Genomic DNA, 13,997 nt, shown 5'->3' with positions numbered 1-13,997 from the left:
CTGCGCCGGCGCTGGCTCAGGGCCGTTCCCACGCGGCCACCGGCCCCGGCATGACGACGAAGAGCGGGTGCACGTCGACCGCAGGCGGCTCCAGTGACTCCCACCGCTGCGCCACGACCGGGCTGCGGTGGCGCAGCTTGGTCATCAGGTGGGTCCACTCGAACGCCACCTGGCCACCGGTGACCTGCACCTGTTCCGTGAACCCGGGTCCCGGCACACCGACGGCGGGCCGGTCGATCCTGGCGCCGTCGAACCGGTAGCCACGCTCGGTCGCCTCCTGTCGGATGCCCTCGAGGAAGTGCCCGATGCTGCCCATGGGGTCGGTTGTCGCGCGGAACCGCTCCAGCTGCGGGTGGCGGGTGTAGCCCCGGGTGCGTCCCGCCAGCACCGCCTGGGCGAGCAGCGCCTCGCGCCACGCAGCGGTCAGCCCGGCGCGGTCGAGGTAGCGCGGGTGCAGGGACCAGAGCCTCACGGTCGGCCCGTCGTGCTGAGGGACCTGGGACGGGTCGAGGACCGGACGACGAGGTCGGGCTCGAGGCGGCGGGAGACCGGGGTGCCGCCGCCCACGAGCTCGAGCAGCGCCTGCGTGGCGGCCCGGCCGATATCCACCAGGCGGGAGTCCACGGTCGTGAGCGGCACGGGCAGCGCGGCGGACATGTCCAGGTTGTTGTACCCCACGAGCGAGACGTCGTCCGGGACCCTGCGTCCCCGGTCGCGCAGCGCCCCCACGACCCCGAGCGCCACGTTGTCGCTGGCCGCGAAGATCGCGGTCAACTCCGGGTCGGCGTCGAGCACCCTGGCCCCGGCCTCCGCGCCCGAGCGGACGTCGAAGCCGCACGGGACGACCACGTCCTCCCTGACCTGCACGCCGGCCTCCTCGCACGCCAGGAGGAACCCACGGGCCCGCTCGGAACCCGTGCTCGCCCGGGTGTCACCGGCAACCACGCCCAGGCGGGTGTGCCCCTGGGCCAGAAGGTGCTCGGCAACCAGGCGGCCCCCGGCCAGGTCGTCGGTGCCGACGCTCAGGTGCCCGGGGAGGCAGCGTAGCGCCAGGACGTAGGGGACCCCGGCCTCCTCCAGCTGCGCGACGGCGTGGGAGTCCTGCAGTGAGTCGGCCACGACGACCCCGTCCACCTGCCGGGCCAGCAGGAGCTCCAGGCGTTGCCGGCGCAGGTCTTCGCGATCGAGGGTGTGGGCCACGAGCGTGGCATAGCCTGCCTCGATCGCGGCCTCGTCCACGCCCTCGTAGACGGTCGCGAGCACCTCGTCCGTCAGCCGTGGCACCAGCATGCCGACGGCGAGGGAGCGACCCGTGCGGAGGGCCCGGGCCGCAAGGTTCGACCGGTAGCCACGCTCGGCCGCGAGCCGCCGCACGACCTCCACCGTTGCCGCTGAGACACCGGCCGGCCTGCTCGACAGAGCACGCGACACCGTCGAGACGTGCACCCCCAGCTCACGGGCCAGGCTCGTCAAGGTCGCCGGCCCCTCCCGCCCGCGTCCTGCCCCACCGATCGTCACGACCCAAGTGTGCCGGACTGTTGACGTGGAGCGCAAACGTTCGCTTTACTAGGCCCGCAAACGTTCGCGCCATCGGCCGGACACCACGTCGGACGGTGGCCGCCGGGCCACCGAGGAGCGGAGTGATGAGCGTGCCAGCAGTCGACCTGACGGTGTGTCCGGACCGTCTCGAGTCCGACCTGGGCGCGCTCGCGCAGCTCGTGGAGACCGATCACCCCGGCTGGACCCGCACCGCGCTCGGTCCGGTCGACCGCGAGGCGCGAGAGCTCGTGCGGCGCTGGATGGCCGATGTCGGGCTGGAGACCAGCGTCGACGGGGCAGGCAACCTCTTCGGCCGGCTGCGCGGCACCGGGAGCGGCGGCCACAGCCTGATGGTCGGGTCGCACACCGACTCCGTCATCGGCGGTGGACGCTTCGACGGCATCGTCGGGGTCGTCGGCGCCCTCGAGGCCGTCCGGGTCCTCCGCGAGTCCGGGCGTCAGCTCGAGCACGACCTGGTGGTGGTCGACTTCTTCAACGAGGAGCCGAACGAGTTCGGGCTCAGCTGCGTCGGGTCCCGTGCCATGGTCGGTGAGCTCACGGGGGACCACCTCGGGCTCCGCGACGACCAGGGGCGCACCCTCGCCGACGCCCTCGAGGGCGTCGGGATCGATCCGGCGGGAGCCCTGGGGGCGGGGTACGACTTCTCCGGGGTCGACACCTTCCTGGAGCTGCACATCGAGCAGGGGCCCTACCTCGAGGCGCAGGGCAGCCAGGTCGGCCTCGTCGAGTCGATCACGGGGATCTCGCGCTTTCGTGCCCTGTTCACCGGGCAGGCCGATCACGCCGGGACAGCGCCGATGGACCGGCGCCGTGACGCCGGCTGCGCCGCCGCCGGCACGGTCCTGGCGGTCGAGCGGATCGCGGCCGAGGGTGACCACACGAAGGGGACGAGCGGGCAGGTCACGTTCACCCCGGCGGCCGTGAACGTCGTCACGGCCCACGCCGAGTTCCGGGGGGAGTTCCGGGGACCCGAGGGGGAGTGGCTCCGGCACGCGCAGGAGCGGCTCACCGCGGCGGCCGGCGAGGAGGGACACCGGCGGGGCGTGGACGTCGAGGTCGACTGGCTGCCGCTCCAAGAACCGGCACCGATGTCCGATCCGGTCCTGGCCACTCTCACCGAGGTCGTCGACGGACTCGGCCTCACCTCCTCACGCCTGTTCAGCGGCGCCGAGCACGATGCCGCGGTCCTCGCACGGCGGGTGCCCACCGGCATGCTCTTCGTCCCCTCGCGCGACGGTCGCAGCCACTGCCCCGAGGAGTGGACCGACCTGGCCGACGTGACCGCGGGTGTGACCGCCCTGACCCAGGCGCTCATCGCCCTGGACCGGCGGGGGAAGCCGTGATGCCGGAGGTCGCCGAGGCGCACCTGGGCGGGCTGGAGGCGGTACGCATCGCCGGGGAGAGCCACGCGCACCGTGGGCGCACCCGAGGGCAGCGCCTGGGTGAGCGCATCCGGACCACGGCTGCGGCGTACGCCGGACTCTTCACCGACCTGGGCATTCCGGACGCGGACCAGCGGACGGCCGCCGCCGACTCCCTTGCGGCGCTGCGGGCCTGGGCACCGTCGCAGCACGAGGAGGTCCTCGGCATCGCCGAAGGAGCCCGGCTCGACCCGGTCGACCTGGGACTCACCCTGGCCCGGACCGAGATCCTCACTCTCGCCGAGGCCGCCCCGGGGGAGTGCTCCCTCGTCGCCCACCAGGGCCAGGGCCCCTCGGTGAGTGCGCAGACATGGGACTGGTACGCACGGTTCACCGACTGCTGGCACCTGCACCGGGTCGAGCCGCTCGCCGGTGAGGTCGCGCACGCCGGGTTCACGGAGTACGGCATGCCCGGAAAGATCGGCCTGAACGCCGCCGGGATCGGTGTCCACCTCAACATCCTCCGGCACCGGGACGACCGCGCCGGTGGTGTCCCGGTCCACTCGGTGCTCGCCCGGGTGCTGTCGGAAGCCACCTCGGTGGAGGACGGCATCGACCTCATCCGGTCCGCCCCCACCACCTCGTCCTCGGTGCTGACCCTCAGCAGCGCCGACCGGGTGGCCATGGTCGAGGTCGCGCCGGGACGGGTCGTCGTGCTCGAGCAGGACGGCTGGGTGCTGCACACCAACCACTTCCTCGCGGAGGCGCAGCAGGACGGCGCCATGCTCCTCGAGCCGGGGTCCAACACCCACGAGCGGCTCGACTACCTGGAGGAGGCGACCGGTGCGGGTGGCACCCCGGAGGTCGCCGACGACCTCCTGCCGCTGATGTGCTCGCCGCTCCAGGACGGTGGGGTCGCGCTGCTGCCCGACCCGGCGGTGCCGGAGGCGGAGCGCCTCGCCACGCTCGTGACCGTCCGGATGGACCCTGCCCTCAAGCGTGTCCGGGTCAGCCCGGGTGTGCCCCAGTACGCACAGGAGGTCGTTGTCACGTACCACCTGTGAGCGGAGGGTTCTGCGTCCGAGCAGATCCCCCAACCCGTCGTGACGCACGCGTCACGGCCCGCACGAAGGAGTCCCGCATGATGAAGGTGTGCGCATGATCAGGGCACAGGGAGCGTCGACCGATATCGGCGCGATCGCCAACCTCCCCCTGCTGTGGGTCCTGGCCCTCAGCGTCCTCGGGGTCATCCTCCTCCAGTCCGGCGTCTACATGGTGGCCGTCCGCAAGAACGCGGCCGGAGCGGGCATGACCGAGAAGGAGGTCTTCCAGGCGTTCCGCGCCGGTGGCGTCGCCGCCATCGGCCCGTCCCTTGCCGTCGTCCTCGTGGCCATCGCCCTCCTGCCCCTGTTCGGCACGCCCTCGATCCTGGTGCGGATCGGCCTCATCGGCTCCGCAGCGACCGAGACGGCCTCGGCGTCGATCGCCGCCGGCACCATGGGCGCCAACCTGGGCGACGCGACCTACACCCAGGACGTCTTTCTGGTCGCCCTGTTCGCGATGAGCCTCTCGGGAGCCTGCTGGATGATCGCCACGCTCATCCTGACGCCCATGCTGTCCCGGGGCGAGGCCAAGCTGACCCAGGTCAACCCGGCGCTGATGGCCATCGTCCCGTCCGCGGCGCTGCTGGCTGCCTTCGCCGGCCTGACGGTCACCGAGCTGCCCAAGTCGGGCTACCACGTCCTGGCCGTCATCGTGTCGGCTGTCATCATGGCGATCTGTCTGTGGGTCGCCCGGCACCGCCACCAGCCCTGGCTCCGCGAGTGGGCCCTGGGCTTCTCCATCATCGGCGGCCTGGTCGCCGCCTACCTCGCGACGAACTGAGAGGCACCGCTGATGCGCACCTACACGCCCGAGCAGGACGCCCTGTTCGCCGACTACACCCGCACCACCAACCGGTGGGGTCGCCTCACGCTGTTCATCGGCTTCGTGATCGCGACGGCCGTGCCCTTCATCGTCCTGGTCACGACCGACCTCGGCGTGACCCTCGGTCAGGTCCTGACCGCCTTCCTGGCCGTCGCCGCCGTCTACGGCGCCTTCTACGTCATCGAGCCGGTGACCTACTTCCCGATCCTGGGCCCCGCCGGCATGTACCAGGCGTTCCTCATCGGCAACATCGCCAACAAGCTGGTCCCCTCCGCGATCGTGGCCCAGTCCACGATCGAGGCCAGGCCGGGGACCCGCAAGGCGGCCTACGCCGCCACAGCGGGGATCTCCGGTGCTGCCGCCGTCCACGTCATCTCGCTGCTGCTCCTGGTCGGCCTGCTCGGCACCTGGATCGTGTCCGTGATGCCGGAGTCGATCACCGACGTGGCGCGCCTCTACATCCTCCCCTCCATCCTGGGCGGTGTCATGGTGCAGCTGATCGCCACCCTCAAGCAGCCGAAGTCGACGGCCATCGCGATCGCCGTGTCGCTGGTGGTCGTCCTGCTGCTGGTGCCGAACACGCCGAAGATCGTGTCCTCGTTCGCCATCGCGCTGTGCGTCGTGCTGACGGTGGCCGTCGCCTGGTTCCTGCGCAGCAGGGGCACCGTCGACGAGGATGAGCCGGAGCAGGAAGGATCCCTGATCAACTGAGGGTCTGGCCGGCCGGGCCCCCCCACCCGGCCGGCCACAGCCCCGACGCCCACCGCACAACCTGACCACGCGCCATACCCGCCACGAGAGGACACCATGCCCCTGAACCCCGCGGTCACCGAGGACCTCGACGCCTACCTGGACGAGCTCGTCGACCTCTACAAGCACTTCCACCGCACACCAGAGCTGTCGATGCAGGAGCACCAGACGGCCGCCAGGATCCGGGAGCTCGTGGAGGGCTACGGCTACACCGCCTTCGCCAGCGGCGGCACCGGTGTGGTGGCCACGCTGGAGAACGGCGACGGGCCGGTGATCGCCTACCGGGCCGACACGGACGGCCTGCCGATCGAGGAGGACACCGGTGTCGACTACGCCTCCACGGCGCAGGGCACCCTGCCGGACGGCACCACGACCGCCGTCATGCACGGCTGTGGCCACGACACCCACATCACCGTCGCCCTCGAGACCGCCCGACTGCTCGCGGAGCACCGCGACCAGTGGACCGGCACCGTCATCTTCCTCTTCCAGCCGGGCGAGGAGATCTCGGCCGGCGCCTCCGCCATGCTGGCGGACGGACTCTGGGACCGCGTCCCGAAGCCGTCGGCGATCTTCGGCCAGCACGTCTGGCCGGGCGTCGCCGGCACCGTCAACGTGTCCGTCGGCACGGCGATGGCGATGGCGGACTCGCTGGAGGTCACCGTCCGCGGCAAGCAGGCGCACGGCTCCCAGCCGGAGAACGCCATCGACCCGGTCGTGCTGGGTGCCTTCATGGTCACCCGCCTGCAGACGGTCGTCTCGCGCGAGACCTCGGCACGCGACTCCGTGGTGCTGACGATCGCGACCTTCCACGCCGGGCTCAAGGAGAACATCATCCCGGACCGGGCGGTCTTCACGATCAACCTGCGCTCCTTCGACGAGAAGGTCCGGGCGCGGGCGCTGGAGGCCATCGAGCGCATCGTCCGGGGCGAGGCGGCCGTGGCGGGGGCCCCGGAGCCGGAGATCAGGCAGATGTATGAGTTCCCGCGCTGCTACAACGACCCCGAGCTGACCGGGCGACTCCTCTCCTCACTGCGCGACGAGCTCGGGCCGGACGGCGTCAACGAGGCTCCACCCGTCACCGGCTCGGAGGACGTGGGCCGGTTCGGTGACGAGATCGGCGTGCCCTACACCTACTGGTTCCTCGGTGGCCACACCGCCGAGTCGGTCGCGGCCGGCGTCGCGGGCAACCACTCACCGATGTTCCTGCCCGACGACGTGCGGACCGCCCTGCGCACCGGCGTCCGCTCGGCACTGACCGCCCTCGTCAGCAACCTCCAGAAGTAACGACCGAGACAGGATCACCATGTCGGACCTCACCTGGCTGTCCACCCGCGAGCTCGCTGCCACCATCGCCGCCGGGGAGGTGGGCTCGGAGGAGGCGGTGCGCGACCACTACGCCCGCATCGACCAGGTGAACCCGACGATCAACGCCATCGTCACCACGGACCCCGAGCGGGCCCTGGACGAGGCGCGTGCCGCCGATGCGCGCCTCGTCGCCGCCCGCGGGTCCGGCGAGGCACTGCCGCCCCTGCACGGCGTGCCGATGACGCACAAGGACACCCACGACACGGCGGGCATGCGGACGACGCTCGGCTCACCGGTCTACGCCGACCGGGTGCCGGACACCGACGACCTGGTCGTCGCGCGCCTGCGTGCTGCCGGCGTGGTCACCACCGGAAAGTCCAACGTGCCGGAGTTCGCGGCCGGCGCCCATACGTTCAACCCGGTCTTCGGCACGACCGTCAACCCCTACGACCCCACGAAGTCGGTCGCCGGATCCTCCGGCGGCGTCGCCGCGGCCCTCGCCGCGGGCATCCAGGCCTCCGGAGACGGCTCGGACATGGGCGGTTCGCTGCGCACCCCGGCATCCTTCAACAACGTCGTCGGCATGCGCCCCTCCAACGGCCGCATCCCGCACACGCCGCCCGGCAACGCCTGGGCCTGGCTCGCGCAGAAGGGCTTCATGGGCCGCACGGTGGGCGACGTGGCCCTGCTGATGAGTGTCGGCGCCGGCCCCGAGCAGGACGGGCCGTGCTCGCTCCAGGAGCCGGGCTCGGTGTTCGACCTGCCCGAGTTCCGGCTTGGCACCGACTACCAGCCGGACCTGCGTGGCGTCCGCGTCGGGCTCAGCCCCGACCTGGCCGGGTTGATGGTGGTCGAGGCCGAGGTGGCGCAGACCGTCGCGGGCAGCGGCGCGGTCTTCGCCGGCCTGGGCGCGGAGGTGGACGACCTCGTCCCGGACCTGCGCGAGTCCGACGAGGTGTTCCGTGTCCAGCGGGCCTACGACTTCGTGTCGACCTGGGGCGAGGTCGTCCGGGCCGAGACGGCTCGCCCCGACGGGGGGCGCATCAAGCAGGCGGTGGTCTGGAACACCCAGCTGGGCTACGACCTCACCGTGGAGGACCTGGTGGCGATGGACGCGGCGCGCGGCCGGCTGTGGCGGACCACGCAGCAGTTCTTCTCCACCCACGACGTCTTCGTGACAGCGACCGCGCAGGCCCTGCCCTTCGACGCCGAGCTCGAGTACCCCCAGAGCATCAACGGCACCCCCATGGAGAACTACCTGGACTGGATGCGTGCGGTCACCCTCATCTCGTCCACGGGGTGCCCCGCGATCTCTGTCCCCGGCGGCTTCTCCCGCGAGGGACTCCCGATCGGCATCCAGATCGTCGCCGCTCCCGGCCGCGACGTGGACCTGCTCCGCATCGCACACGCCTTCGAGGAGGCCACGGGGCACGCCCAGCAGCACCCGTCCCTCTGAGCCTGGTTACGCTTGCGGCCATGCCCGCCGCGACCCCGCCCAGCCCCCGTCAGCTCCAGCTCGGGCGCCTGGCGGCGGCGCTGGTCGCCCTGGAGGTCGTCATCATCGCCGGGTTCGCCGCCTTCTACCTGGTGGAGCTCGTCCTCGGTGAGGGCAGCGACCCGATGATCGTGCTCATGTCGGTCGTCACCATGCTGGTCTTCGTGGTCGGGCTGAGCTATGTCAGTGTCGGGCTGTGGCGGCGGCACCCGCGTGCGCAGGCACCGGCGATCGCCTTCAACTTCCTGCTCGTGCCATTGGGGATCGCGATGTTCCAGTTCGCCCCCGCCTGGCTGGCGGCGGCGACCCTGACGGGTGCCGTGGCCACCATCGCCGCAGCCTTCCTGATGGGGCGCCTGGACCCGGCGTAACCGCCGGACCAGGCGTCCCCAGCCTCCGGTCGGGTCAGGCCAGCCCGGTCGGCTCAGTCCGGTCGCGCGAAGCGGCGGCGGAGCTGCAGCAGCATCGGCACCACCACGCCCAGCGCGATGAGGACCAGGAAGGTCAGCGACAGCGGCCGGTCGATGAAGGTGCCCCAGTCGCCGTCGGCGATGAGCAGGGCCCGTCGGAGGTTGAGCTCCAGCAGCGGCAGCAGAACAGCGGCCAGGATCGCCGGTGTCAGGGGGAAGCCGTTCTCCTGCAGGTAGAAGCCGATGAGGCCGATCGCCACCAGCAGCAGCATCGAGAAGAGGCTGAAGGTCAGGGCGTAGGCCCCGAGCATGACGAAGGCGACCACACCGCCGTACAGCAGGGGCGGGGGCACCCGGAGCAGCTTGACGAACACGCGGACCATCGGCAGGTTCAGGACCAGGAGCATCGCGTTGCCGACGAGCATGGAGGCGATGATGGTCCACACCAGTGGGCCGTCGTTCTGGAACAGCTGCGGTCCGGGCTGCAGGCCGTACATCTGGAAGACGAACAGCAGCAGGGCCGTGGTCGCCGAGCCGGGGATCGCGAGCGCGAGCATCGGCACCATGGCGCCACCTACCCCCGCGTTGTTCGCGGTCTCGGGGCCGGCCACGCCCTCGATGGCGCCCTTGCCGAACCACCGGCGCCGCTCGCCCTTGGCCACCCGGCGCTCGAGGGAGTAGGACGCGAAGGAACCGAGGGTGGGACCCAGGCCCGGCATCACGCCGGCGATGAAGCCGACGACGGTGCCGCGTGCGTAGGGAGCGGCCGACAGCCGGAGGTCGTGCTTGTTCATCCACGCGCGCTGGACGGTCAGCGCGGACGGGGCGGAGCGGTCACCGATCGACAGGTTGCGCATCGCCTCGGGGATCGCGAACAGGGCCATCGCCAGCAGGGCGATGTCGATGCCGTCCGACAGCTCGATCTGGCCGAAGGTCCACCGCTGGACGCTGTCCTGCGGGTCGAGGCCGATGATGCCGATGCACATGCCCACCAGCACCGAGATCAGGGCCTTGACCCTCGAGCCGGTCATCAGGGAGGTGGTGAGGGCGAGCGCCCCGACCAGCAGCACGGCATACTCCGCCGCCCCGATCGAGGTGGACACGTCCACCAGGACGGGAGAGAGGAAGACCAGGCCGATGACCGCCAGGGTGCCGCCGATGAACGAGCCGACGGCCGCGGTGGCCAGGGCCGGCCCCGCGTGGCCCCGCCGGGCCATCTCATAGCCCTCCAGGGCGGTGACCGCCGAGGCCACCTCACCGGGTGTGCGGATCAGGATCGAGGTGATCGAGCCGCCGTACATGGCGCCGTAGTAGACGCCGCACAGCAGGATCAGACCGGCGGTCGGGTCCAGGTTGAACGACAGCGGGATCAGCAGGGCGATCGCGGTGATCGGTCCCAGGCCGGGCAGCACGCCCACGATGGTGCCGAGCAGCACGCCGACGAAGACGAACATCAGGTGGGTCGGGGTGAGCGCCGAGGCCAACCCCTGCAGCAGCGATGTCAGGGCATCCATGGTCTGTCCCCTATCCCAGGATTCCGGCGGGCAGCTGGACCATCAGCAGCTCGGTGAAAGCGAAGTAGACGATCACGGCGAAGAGCACGGCGAAGGTCAGGTTGCGCTTCCACCTGGCGCGGTCGATGACACTGACCGTCGCGCCGAGGTAGAGCGCGGTGGACAGCATGTAGCCCAGCGGGATGAAGATCAGCGCGTAGCCGACGAACAGGCCGATGTGGACCAGCAGGGGCCGCCAGGGGACGGGCTGCTCCTCGTGCAACAGCTCCTCGAGGGCCTCCGCGTCGCCGGCGCCCAGCAGGTCCGCCTCGAAGCCGGCGACCGGCCGCCGGCGCAGGCCGAGCCCGGTCAGCACCAGCCCGGAGAGGACCAGCATGCCGCTGAGGAAGAGGGGCAGGGTCGCCGGCCCGATCCCGGGGGCCGGGCGCACCGGCTCACCGATCCCGAGCGCGGTGACCAGCAGGAGGGCACCCACGCCCGTGACGAGCAGCCCGGCGATCACGTCGGACCGGCCGCTGCGCGCGGGTGCCTCCTGCTCGGTCTGCTGGGAGACAGGGGTCACTGCGACCCGATCTTCTCGAACGCCTCCACGACCTGGGTGTTGGTCTCCTCCAGGTAGGTGTCGAGCTCGTCACCGACCATGAAGGTGGTGACCCACTGGTTCTTCTCGGCAGCATCCTTCCAGCTGTCCGACTCGACCGTCTGGGAGAGGATGTCGGCCCAGTAGTCGACGGCGTAGTCCGGCATGTCCGGCGGGCCGTAGATGCCGCGCCAGTTGGAGATCGTCACGTCGTAGCCCTCCTCGACGGCGGTGGGGACGTCCGGCAGCCCCTCCAGTCGGTCGTCGCCGACGACGGCCAGGGCGCGCAGCTCGCCGGACTCGATCAGCGGCAGGAACTCGCTGGTGCCGGCGATGGCGACGTCGATGTCACCGGACAGCAGCGCGGTGCTCTGCTCGCCGCCGCCCTCGTAGGCCACGAAGTTGATGGCGGAGGCATCGCCGCCGGCGGCGTCCATGAGGAGCGCGAAGGGCAGCTGGTCGTCGGAGGCGGCGCCGACCGGCACGGCACCCGGGTCGTCGGCGACGGCGTTGAGGACCGACTCCAGGTCCTGGTACTCCGAGTCGGCGCTCACGACGACCACGAAGTACTCCGACAGCAGGCGGGCGATCATCGTCACGTCGTCGGTGTTGTAGTCCGACTGTCCGCGCGCGTTGTTGGTCATCATGACCAGCGAGGTGACCGCGACCTGGTCGTCGGCGCCGGCGTGCTGCTCCACCATCTGGGCGGTCCACACGGCCGAGGCCGCGCCGGGGCGGTTCTCGATCGGCATCGGGACCTCGACCAGGCCCTCCTGCTGGATGACCTGCACCAGCGTGCGCAGGGTGAGGTCGAAGCCGCTGCCCGGGTCGGCGCCGGCGGTCATCGTGATCGGGCCGGAGGGGTAGTCCGAGCCGTCACCGGAGCCGGACCCCCCGTCGTCGGAGCAGGCGGTGAGGGTGAGGCCGAAGGCGAGGGTCGCGGCCAGGAGAGGCATCTTCTTCATTGAACTGTCTTCTTCCGTGGTGGGGATGGGGATCAGGATCCGTATGACGGACGGCCGGGTGTGTCTCGACCGCGGGGGCGGGGCGGTGGTGGGCTCAGTCGTGACCACCTCCGGTCGCCGGCTCGGCCAGGGGCCGCCGCGTGGTCGGCAGGGCCGGCCTGCGGCGCTGCTCGTACGCGGCGATGTCGGCCTCGTGCTGCAGGGTGAGGGCGACCGCGTCCAGGCCGTTGAGCAGCCGCCAGCGGTCGTCGTCGGAGACCTCGAAGGCCTGGACGATCCCCGCGGCCCGGACCTCGCGCTCCTGCAGGTCGACGGTGACCTCCGCGGTGGGCTCCCGCTCCAGCAGCGTCCACAGCGCGTCGACGCAGTCCTGGGGGACCACCACTGGCAGCAGGCCCTGCTGGTAGGCGTTGCCCCGGAAGATATCGCCGAAGCGGGGCGCGATGACGGCCCGGAACCCCCAGCCCGCCAGGGCCCACACGGCGGACTCCCGGGAGGACCCGGTGCCGAAGTCGTTGCCGGCCACCAGGATCGAGGCGGCGGCGTACCGCGGGTCGTTGAGGACGAAGTCGGGGTCGTCGCGCCAGTCGTTGAACAGGTTCTCGCCGTAGCCCGCGATGGTGCTGCGGGTCAGGAACCGGACCGGGATGATCTGGTCGGTGTCCACGTTGGTGCGGCGCAGGGGCGCCGCGGTGCCGGTGTGCACGGTGAAGGCGCGCATCAGGACACCAGGTCCGCGGGGGAGGCGAGGTGGCCGGCGACCGCCGTGGCGGCGGCCACGGCCGGGGAGACGATGTGGGTGCGTGAGCCCTTGCCCTGGCGGCCCTCGAAGTTGCGGTTGTTGGTGGAGGCGGCCCGCTGCCCGGGGCGCAGCCGGTCCTCGTTGACCGCAGCGCACATCGAGCAGCCGGCGTGCCGCAGCTGCACCCCCGCCTCGGCGAAGACCGTGTCGAGGCCCTCGCTGACGGCCTGGTTGCGGACGGCCTCCGAGCCCGGCACGAGCACCGCCTCGACGCCGTCCCGGACCCGGCGGCCGCGGAGCACCTCGGCCGCGGAGCGCAGGTCCTCGATGCGGCTGTTGGTGCACGAGCCGATGAAGACGGCGTCGACCGGGATGTCGCGCATCGCGGTGCCGGGGCGCAGGTCCATGTAGGTCAGGGCCCGTCGGGCCGCGGCCCGCTGCTCCTCGTCCTCGAAGGACTCCGGGTCGGGGACCACGGTGTCCAGCGGCACGCTCTGTGCCGGGTTGGTGCCCCAGGAGACGAACGGCGTGAGGCCGGAGGCGTCGAACACCACCTCCCTGTCGAACACGGCGTCCGGGTCCGAGCGCAGGGTGGACCAGTAGGCGACCTCCCGGTCCCAGTCGGCCCCGGTCGGTGCGTGCGGACGCGCGCGCAGGTAGTCGAAGGTCGTCTGGTCGGGGGCGATCAGGCCGGCGCGGGACCCCGCCTCGACCGTCATGTTGCAGATGGTCATCCGGGCCTCCATCGACAGCGCCTCGATGGCGGTCCCGGCGTACTCGATGATGTGGCCCTGCCCGCCCGCCGTCCCGATCCGGGCGATGACGGCCAGGATGAGGTCCTTGGCCGTGACGCCGTCGGGGAGGGTGCCGTCCACCCGGATGCGCATGTCGCGCAACCGGTGCAGGGGCAGGGTCTGGGTGGCGAGCACGTGCTCCACCTGGGTAGTGCCGATCCCGAGGGCGAGCGCGCCGAAGGCGCCCTGGGTGGTGGTGTGGCTGTCGCAGCAGACGATCGTCATCCCGGGCTGGGCCAGGCCGAGCTCGGGGCCGATGATGTGCACGATGCCCTGCTGGTCCTCGCCCAGCCGGTAGTGCTCGATCCCGAACTCCGCGCAGTTGGCGCGCATCAGCTCGACCTGGTGGCGGGCCGCGTGGTCCTCGATCCTCTTGCGGATGTCCAGCGTGGGCGTGTTGTGGTCCTCGGTGCCCAGCGTCAGGTCGGGGCGGCGGACGGTGCGGCCACTGGCCCGCAGCTGGTCGAAGGCCACGGGCGTGTTCAGCTCGTGCAGCAGGTGCAGGTCGATGTACAGCAGGTCGGGCTCGCCCTCGGCGGCGCGCACGACGTGCTGCTCCCACACCTTGGTGGCCAGCGTTGTGCCCATCGGGTGG

At 71.5% G+C, this 13,997-nt stretch carries 14 protein-coding genes; 7 read left to right on the top strand and 7 right to left on the bottom strand.

Going from position 1 to position 13,997, the window contains the following annotated elements:
- Nucleotides 1-16: 16 nt before the first annotated feature.
- A complete protein-coding gene (locus tag DA085_RS12015) occupies nucleotides 17-472 on the bottom strand; it encodes a pyrimidine dimer DNA glycosylase/endonuclease V (RefSeq protein WP_109473214.1) in 456 nt (151 codons plus the stop codon).
- Nucleotides 469-1,518, bottom strand: coding sequence for a LacI family DNA-binding transcriptional regulator (locus DA085_RS12010; RefSeq protein WP_161958491.1), 1,050 nt, complete (start codon nucleotides 1,516-1,518; stop codon nucleotides 469-471). The genes DA085_RS12015 and DA085_RS12010 overlap by 4 nt, the downstream gene beginning before the upstream one ends.
- Nucleotides 1,519-1,643: 125 nt before the next feature.
- Between DA085_RS12010 and DA085_RS12005 the strand changes: the two genes are divergently transcribed.
- The 7 genes from DA085_RS12005 to DA085_RS11975 all read left to right on the top strand — a co-directional run bounded on the left by DA085_RS12005 (nucleotide 1,644) and on the right by DA085_RS11975 (nucleotide 8,768).
- Complete coding sequence (locus tag DA085_RS12005) at nucleotides 1,644-2,903, top strand: M20 family metallo-hydrolase (protein WP_109473212.1); 1,260 nt, start codon at nucleotides 1,644-1,646, stop codon at nucleotides 2,901-2,903.
- On the top strand, nucleotides 2,903-3,985 hold the full coding sequence (locus DA085_RS12000) for a C45 family autoproteolytic acyltransferase/hydrolase (RefSeq protein WP_109473211.1): 1,083 nt from the start codon (nucleotides 2,903-2,905) through the stop codon (nucleotides 3,983-3,985). Before DA085_RS12005 ends, DA085_RS12000 begins: the two co-directional genes overlap by 1 nt.
- Before the next feature lie 94 nt (nucleotides 3,986-4,079).
- Complete coding sequence (locus DA085_RS11995; protein ID WP_109473210.1) at nucleotides 4,080-4,805, top strand: DUF5058 family protein; 726 nt, start codon at nucleotides 4,080-4,082, stop codon at nucleotides 4,803-4,805.
- A gap of 12 nt (nucleotides 4,806-4,817) precedes the next feature.
- Nucleotides 4,818-5,558 (top strand): hypothetical protein, encoded by a 741-nt coding sequence (locus DA085_RS11990; RefSeq protein WP_109473209.1) that lies wholly within the window; start codon nucleotides 4,818-4,820, stop codon nucleotides 5,556-5,558.
- Between the two features lie 96 nt (nucleotides 5,559-5,654).
- On the top strand, nucleotides 5,655-6,881 hold the full coding sequence (locus DA085_RS11985) for an amidohydrolase (RefSeq protein ID WP_109473208.1): 1,227 nt from the start codon (nucleotides 5,655-5,657) through the stop codon (nucleotides 6,879-6,881).
- A gap of 19 nt (nucleotides 6,882-6,900) precedes the next feature.
- Nucleotides 6,901-8,358: an amidase gene (locus DA085_RS11980; protein WP_109473207.1), complete on the top strand. Its 1,458-nt coding sequence runs from the start codon at nucleotides 6,901-6,903 to the stop codon at nucleotides 8,356-8,358.
- Nucleotides 8,359-8,378: 20 nt separating this feature from the next.
- On the top strand, nucleotides 8,379-8,768 hold the full coding sequence (locus DA085_RS11975; protein WP_109473206.1) for a hypothetical protein: 390 nt from the start codon (nucleotides 8,379-8,381) through the stop codon (nucleotides 8,766-8,768).
- 53 nt (nucleotides 8,769-8,821) lie between these two features.
- Here the strand turns inward: DA085_RS11975 and DA085_RS11970 are convergent, their stop codons facing one another.
- The 5 genes from DA085_RS11970 to leuC form a co-directional block, all read right to left on the bottom strand.
- Nucleotides 8,822-10,321: a tripartite tricarboxylate transporter permease gene (locus DA085_RS11970; RefSeq protein ID WP_109473205.1), complete on the bottom strand. Its 1,500-nt coding sequence runs from the start codon at nucleotides 10,319-10,321 to the stop codon at nucleotides 8,822-8,824.
- A 10-nt stretch (nucleotides 10,322-10,331) separates the two neighbouring features.
- Nucleotides 10,332-10,883, bottom strand: coding sequence for a tripartite tricarboxylate transporter TctB family protein (locus DA085_RS11965; RefSeq protein ID WP_109473204.1), 552 nt, complete (start codon nucleotides 10,881-10,883; stop codon nucleotides 10,332-10,334).
- Nucleotides 10,880-11,866 (bottom strand): tripartite tricarboxylate transporter substrate binding protein, encoded by a 987-nt coding sequence (locus DA085_RS11960; RefSeq protein WP_202619208.1) that lies wholly within the window; start codon nucleotides 11,864-11,866, stop codon nucleotides 10,880-10,882. Before DA085_RS11960 ends, DA085_RS11965 begins: the two co-directional genes overlap by 4 nt.
- A gap of 94 nt (nucleotides 11,867-11,960) precedes the next feature.
- Complete coding sequence (leuD, locus tag DA085_RS11955; RefSeq protein WP_109473203.1) at nucleotides 11,961-12,587, bottom strand: 3-isopropylmalate dehydratase small subunit; 627 nt, start codon at nucleotides 12,585-12,587, stop codon at nucleotides 11,961-11,963.
- Nucleotides 12,587-13,990, bottom strand: a complete 1,404-nt coding sequence (gene leuC / locus DA085_RS11950; RefSeq protein ID WP_109473202.1) for a 3-isopropylmalate dehydratase large subunit — start codon at nucleotides 13,988-13,990, stop codon at nucleotides 12,587-12,589. The genes leuD and leuC overlap by 1 nt, the downstream gene beginning before the upstream one ends.
- Between the last annotated feature and the right edge of the window lie 7 nt (nucleotides 13,991-13,997).

This window comes from Ornithinimicrobium cavernae, assembly GCF_003121625.1.
Lineage (GTDB): Bacteria > Actinomycetota > Actinomycetes > Actinomycetales > Dermatophilaceae > Ornithinicoccus > Ornithinicoccus cavernae.
Note: the sequence above shows the minus strand (reverse complement) of the source record. Positions and strands in the feature narration are given on the sequence as shown.

Bases quoted from the DNA above. Each gene is read 5' to 3' on its own strand.
- DA085_RS12005 (WP_109473212.1), top strand. From the start codon at position 1,644: ATGAGCGTGCCAGCAGTCGACCTGACGGTGTGTCCGGACCGTCTCGAG.
- DA085_RS12000 (WP_109473211.1), top strand. From the start codon at position 2,903: ATGCCGGAGGTCGCCGAGGCGCACCTGGGCGGGCTGGAGGCGGTACGC.
- DA085_RS11995 (WP_109473210.1), top strand. From the start codon at position 4,080: ATGATCAGGGCACAGGGAGCGTCGACCGATATCGGCGCGATCGCCAAC.
- DA085_RS11990 (WP_109473209.1), top strand. From the start codon at position 4,818: ATGCGCACCTACACGCCCGAGCAGGACGCCCTGTTCGCCGACTACACC.
- DA085_RS11985 (WP_109473208.1), top strand. From the start codon at position 5,655: ATGCCCCTGAACCCCGCGGTCACCGAGGACCTCGACGCCTACCTGGAC.
- DA085_RS11980 (WP_109473207.1), top strand. From the start codon at position 6,901: ATGTCGGACCTCACCTGGCTGTCCACCCGCGAGCTCGCTGCCACCATC.
- DA085_RS11975 (WP_109473206.1), top strand. From the start codon at position 8,379: ATGCCCGCCGCGACCCCGCCCAGCCCCCGTCAGCTCCAGCTCGGGCGC.
- DA085_RS11970 (WP_109473205.1), bottom strand. From the start codon at position 10,321: ATGGATGCCCTGACATCGCTGCTGCAGGGGTTGGCCTCGGCGCTCACC.
- DA085_RS11960 (WP_202619208.1), bottom strand. From the start codon at position 11,866: ATGAAGAAGATGCCTCTCCTGGCCGCGACCCTCGCCTTCGGCCTCACC.
- leuD (WP_109473203.1), bottom strand. From the start codon at position 12,587: ATGCGCGCCTTCACCGTGCACACCGGCACCGCGGCGCCCCTGCGCCGC.
- leuC (WP_109473202.1), bottom strand. From the start codon at position 13,990: ATGGGCACAACGCTGGCCACCAAGGTGTGGGAGCAGCACGTCGTGCGC.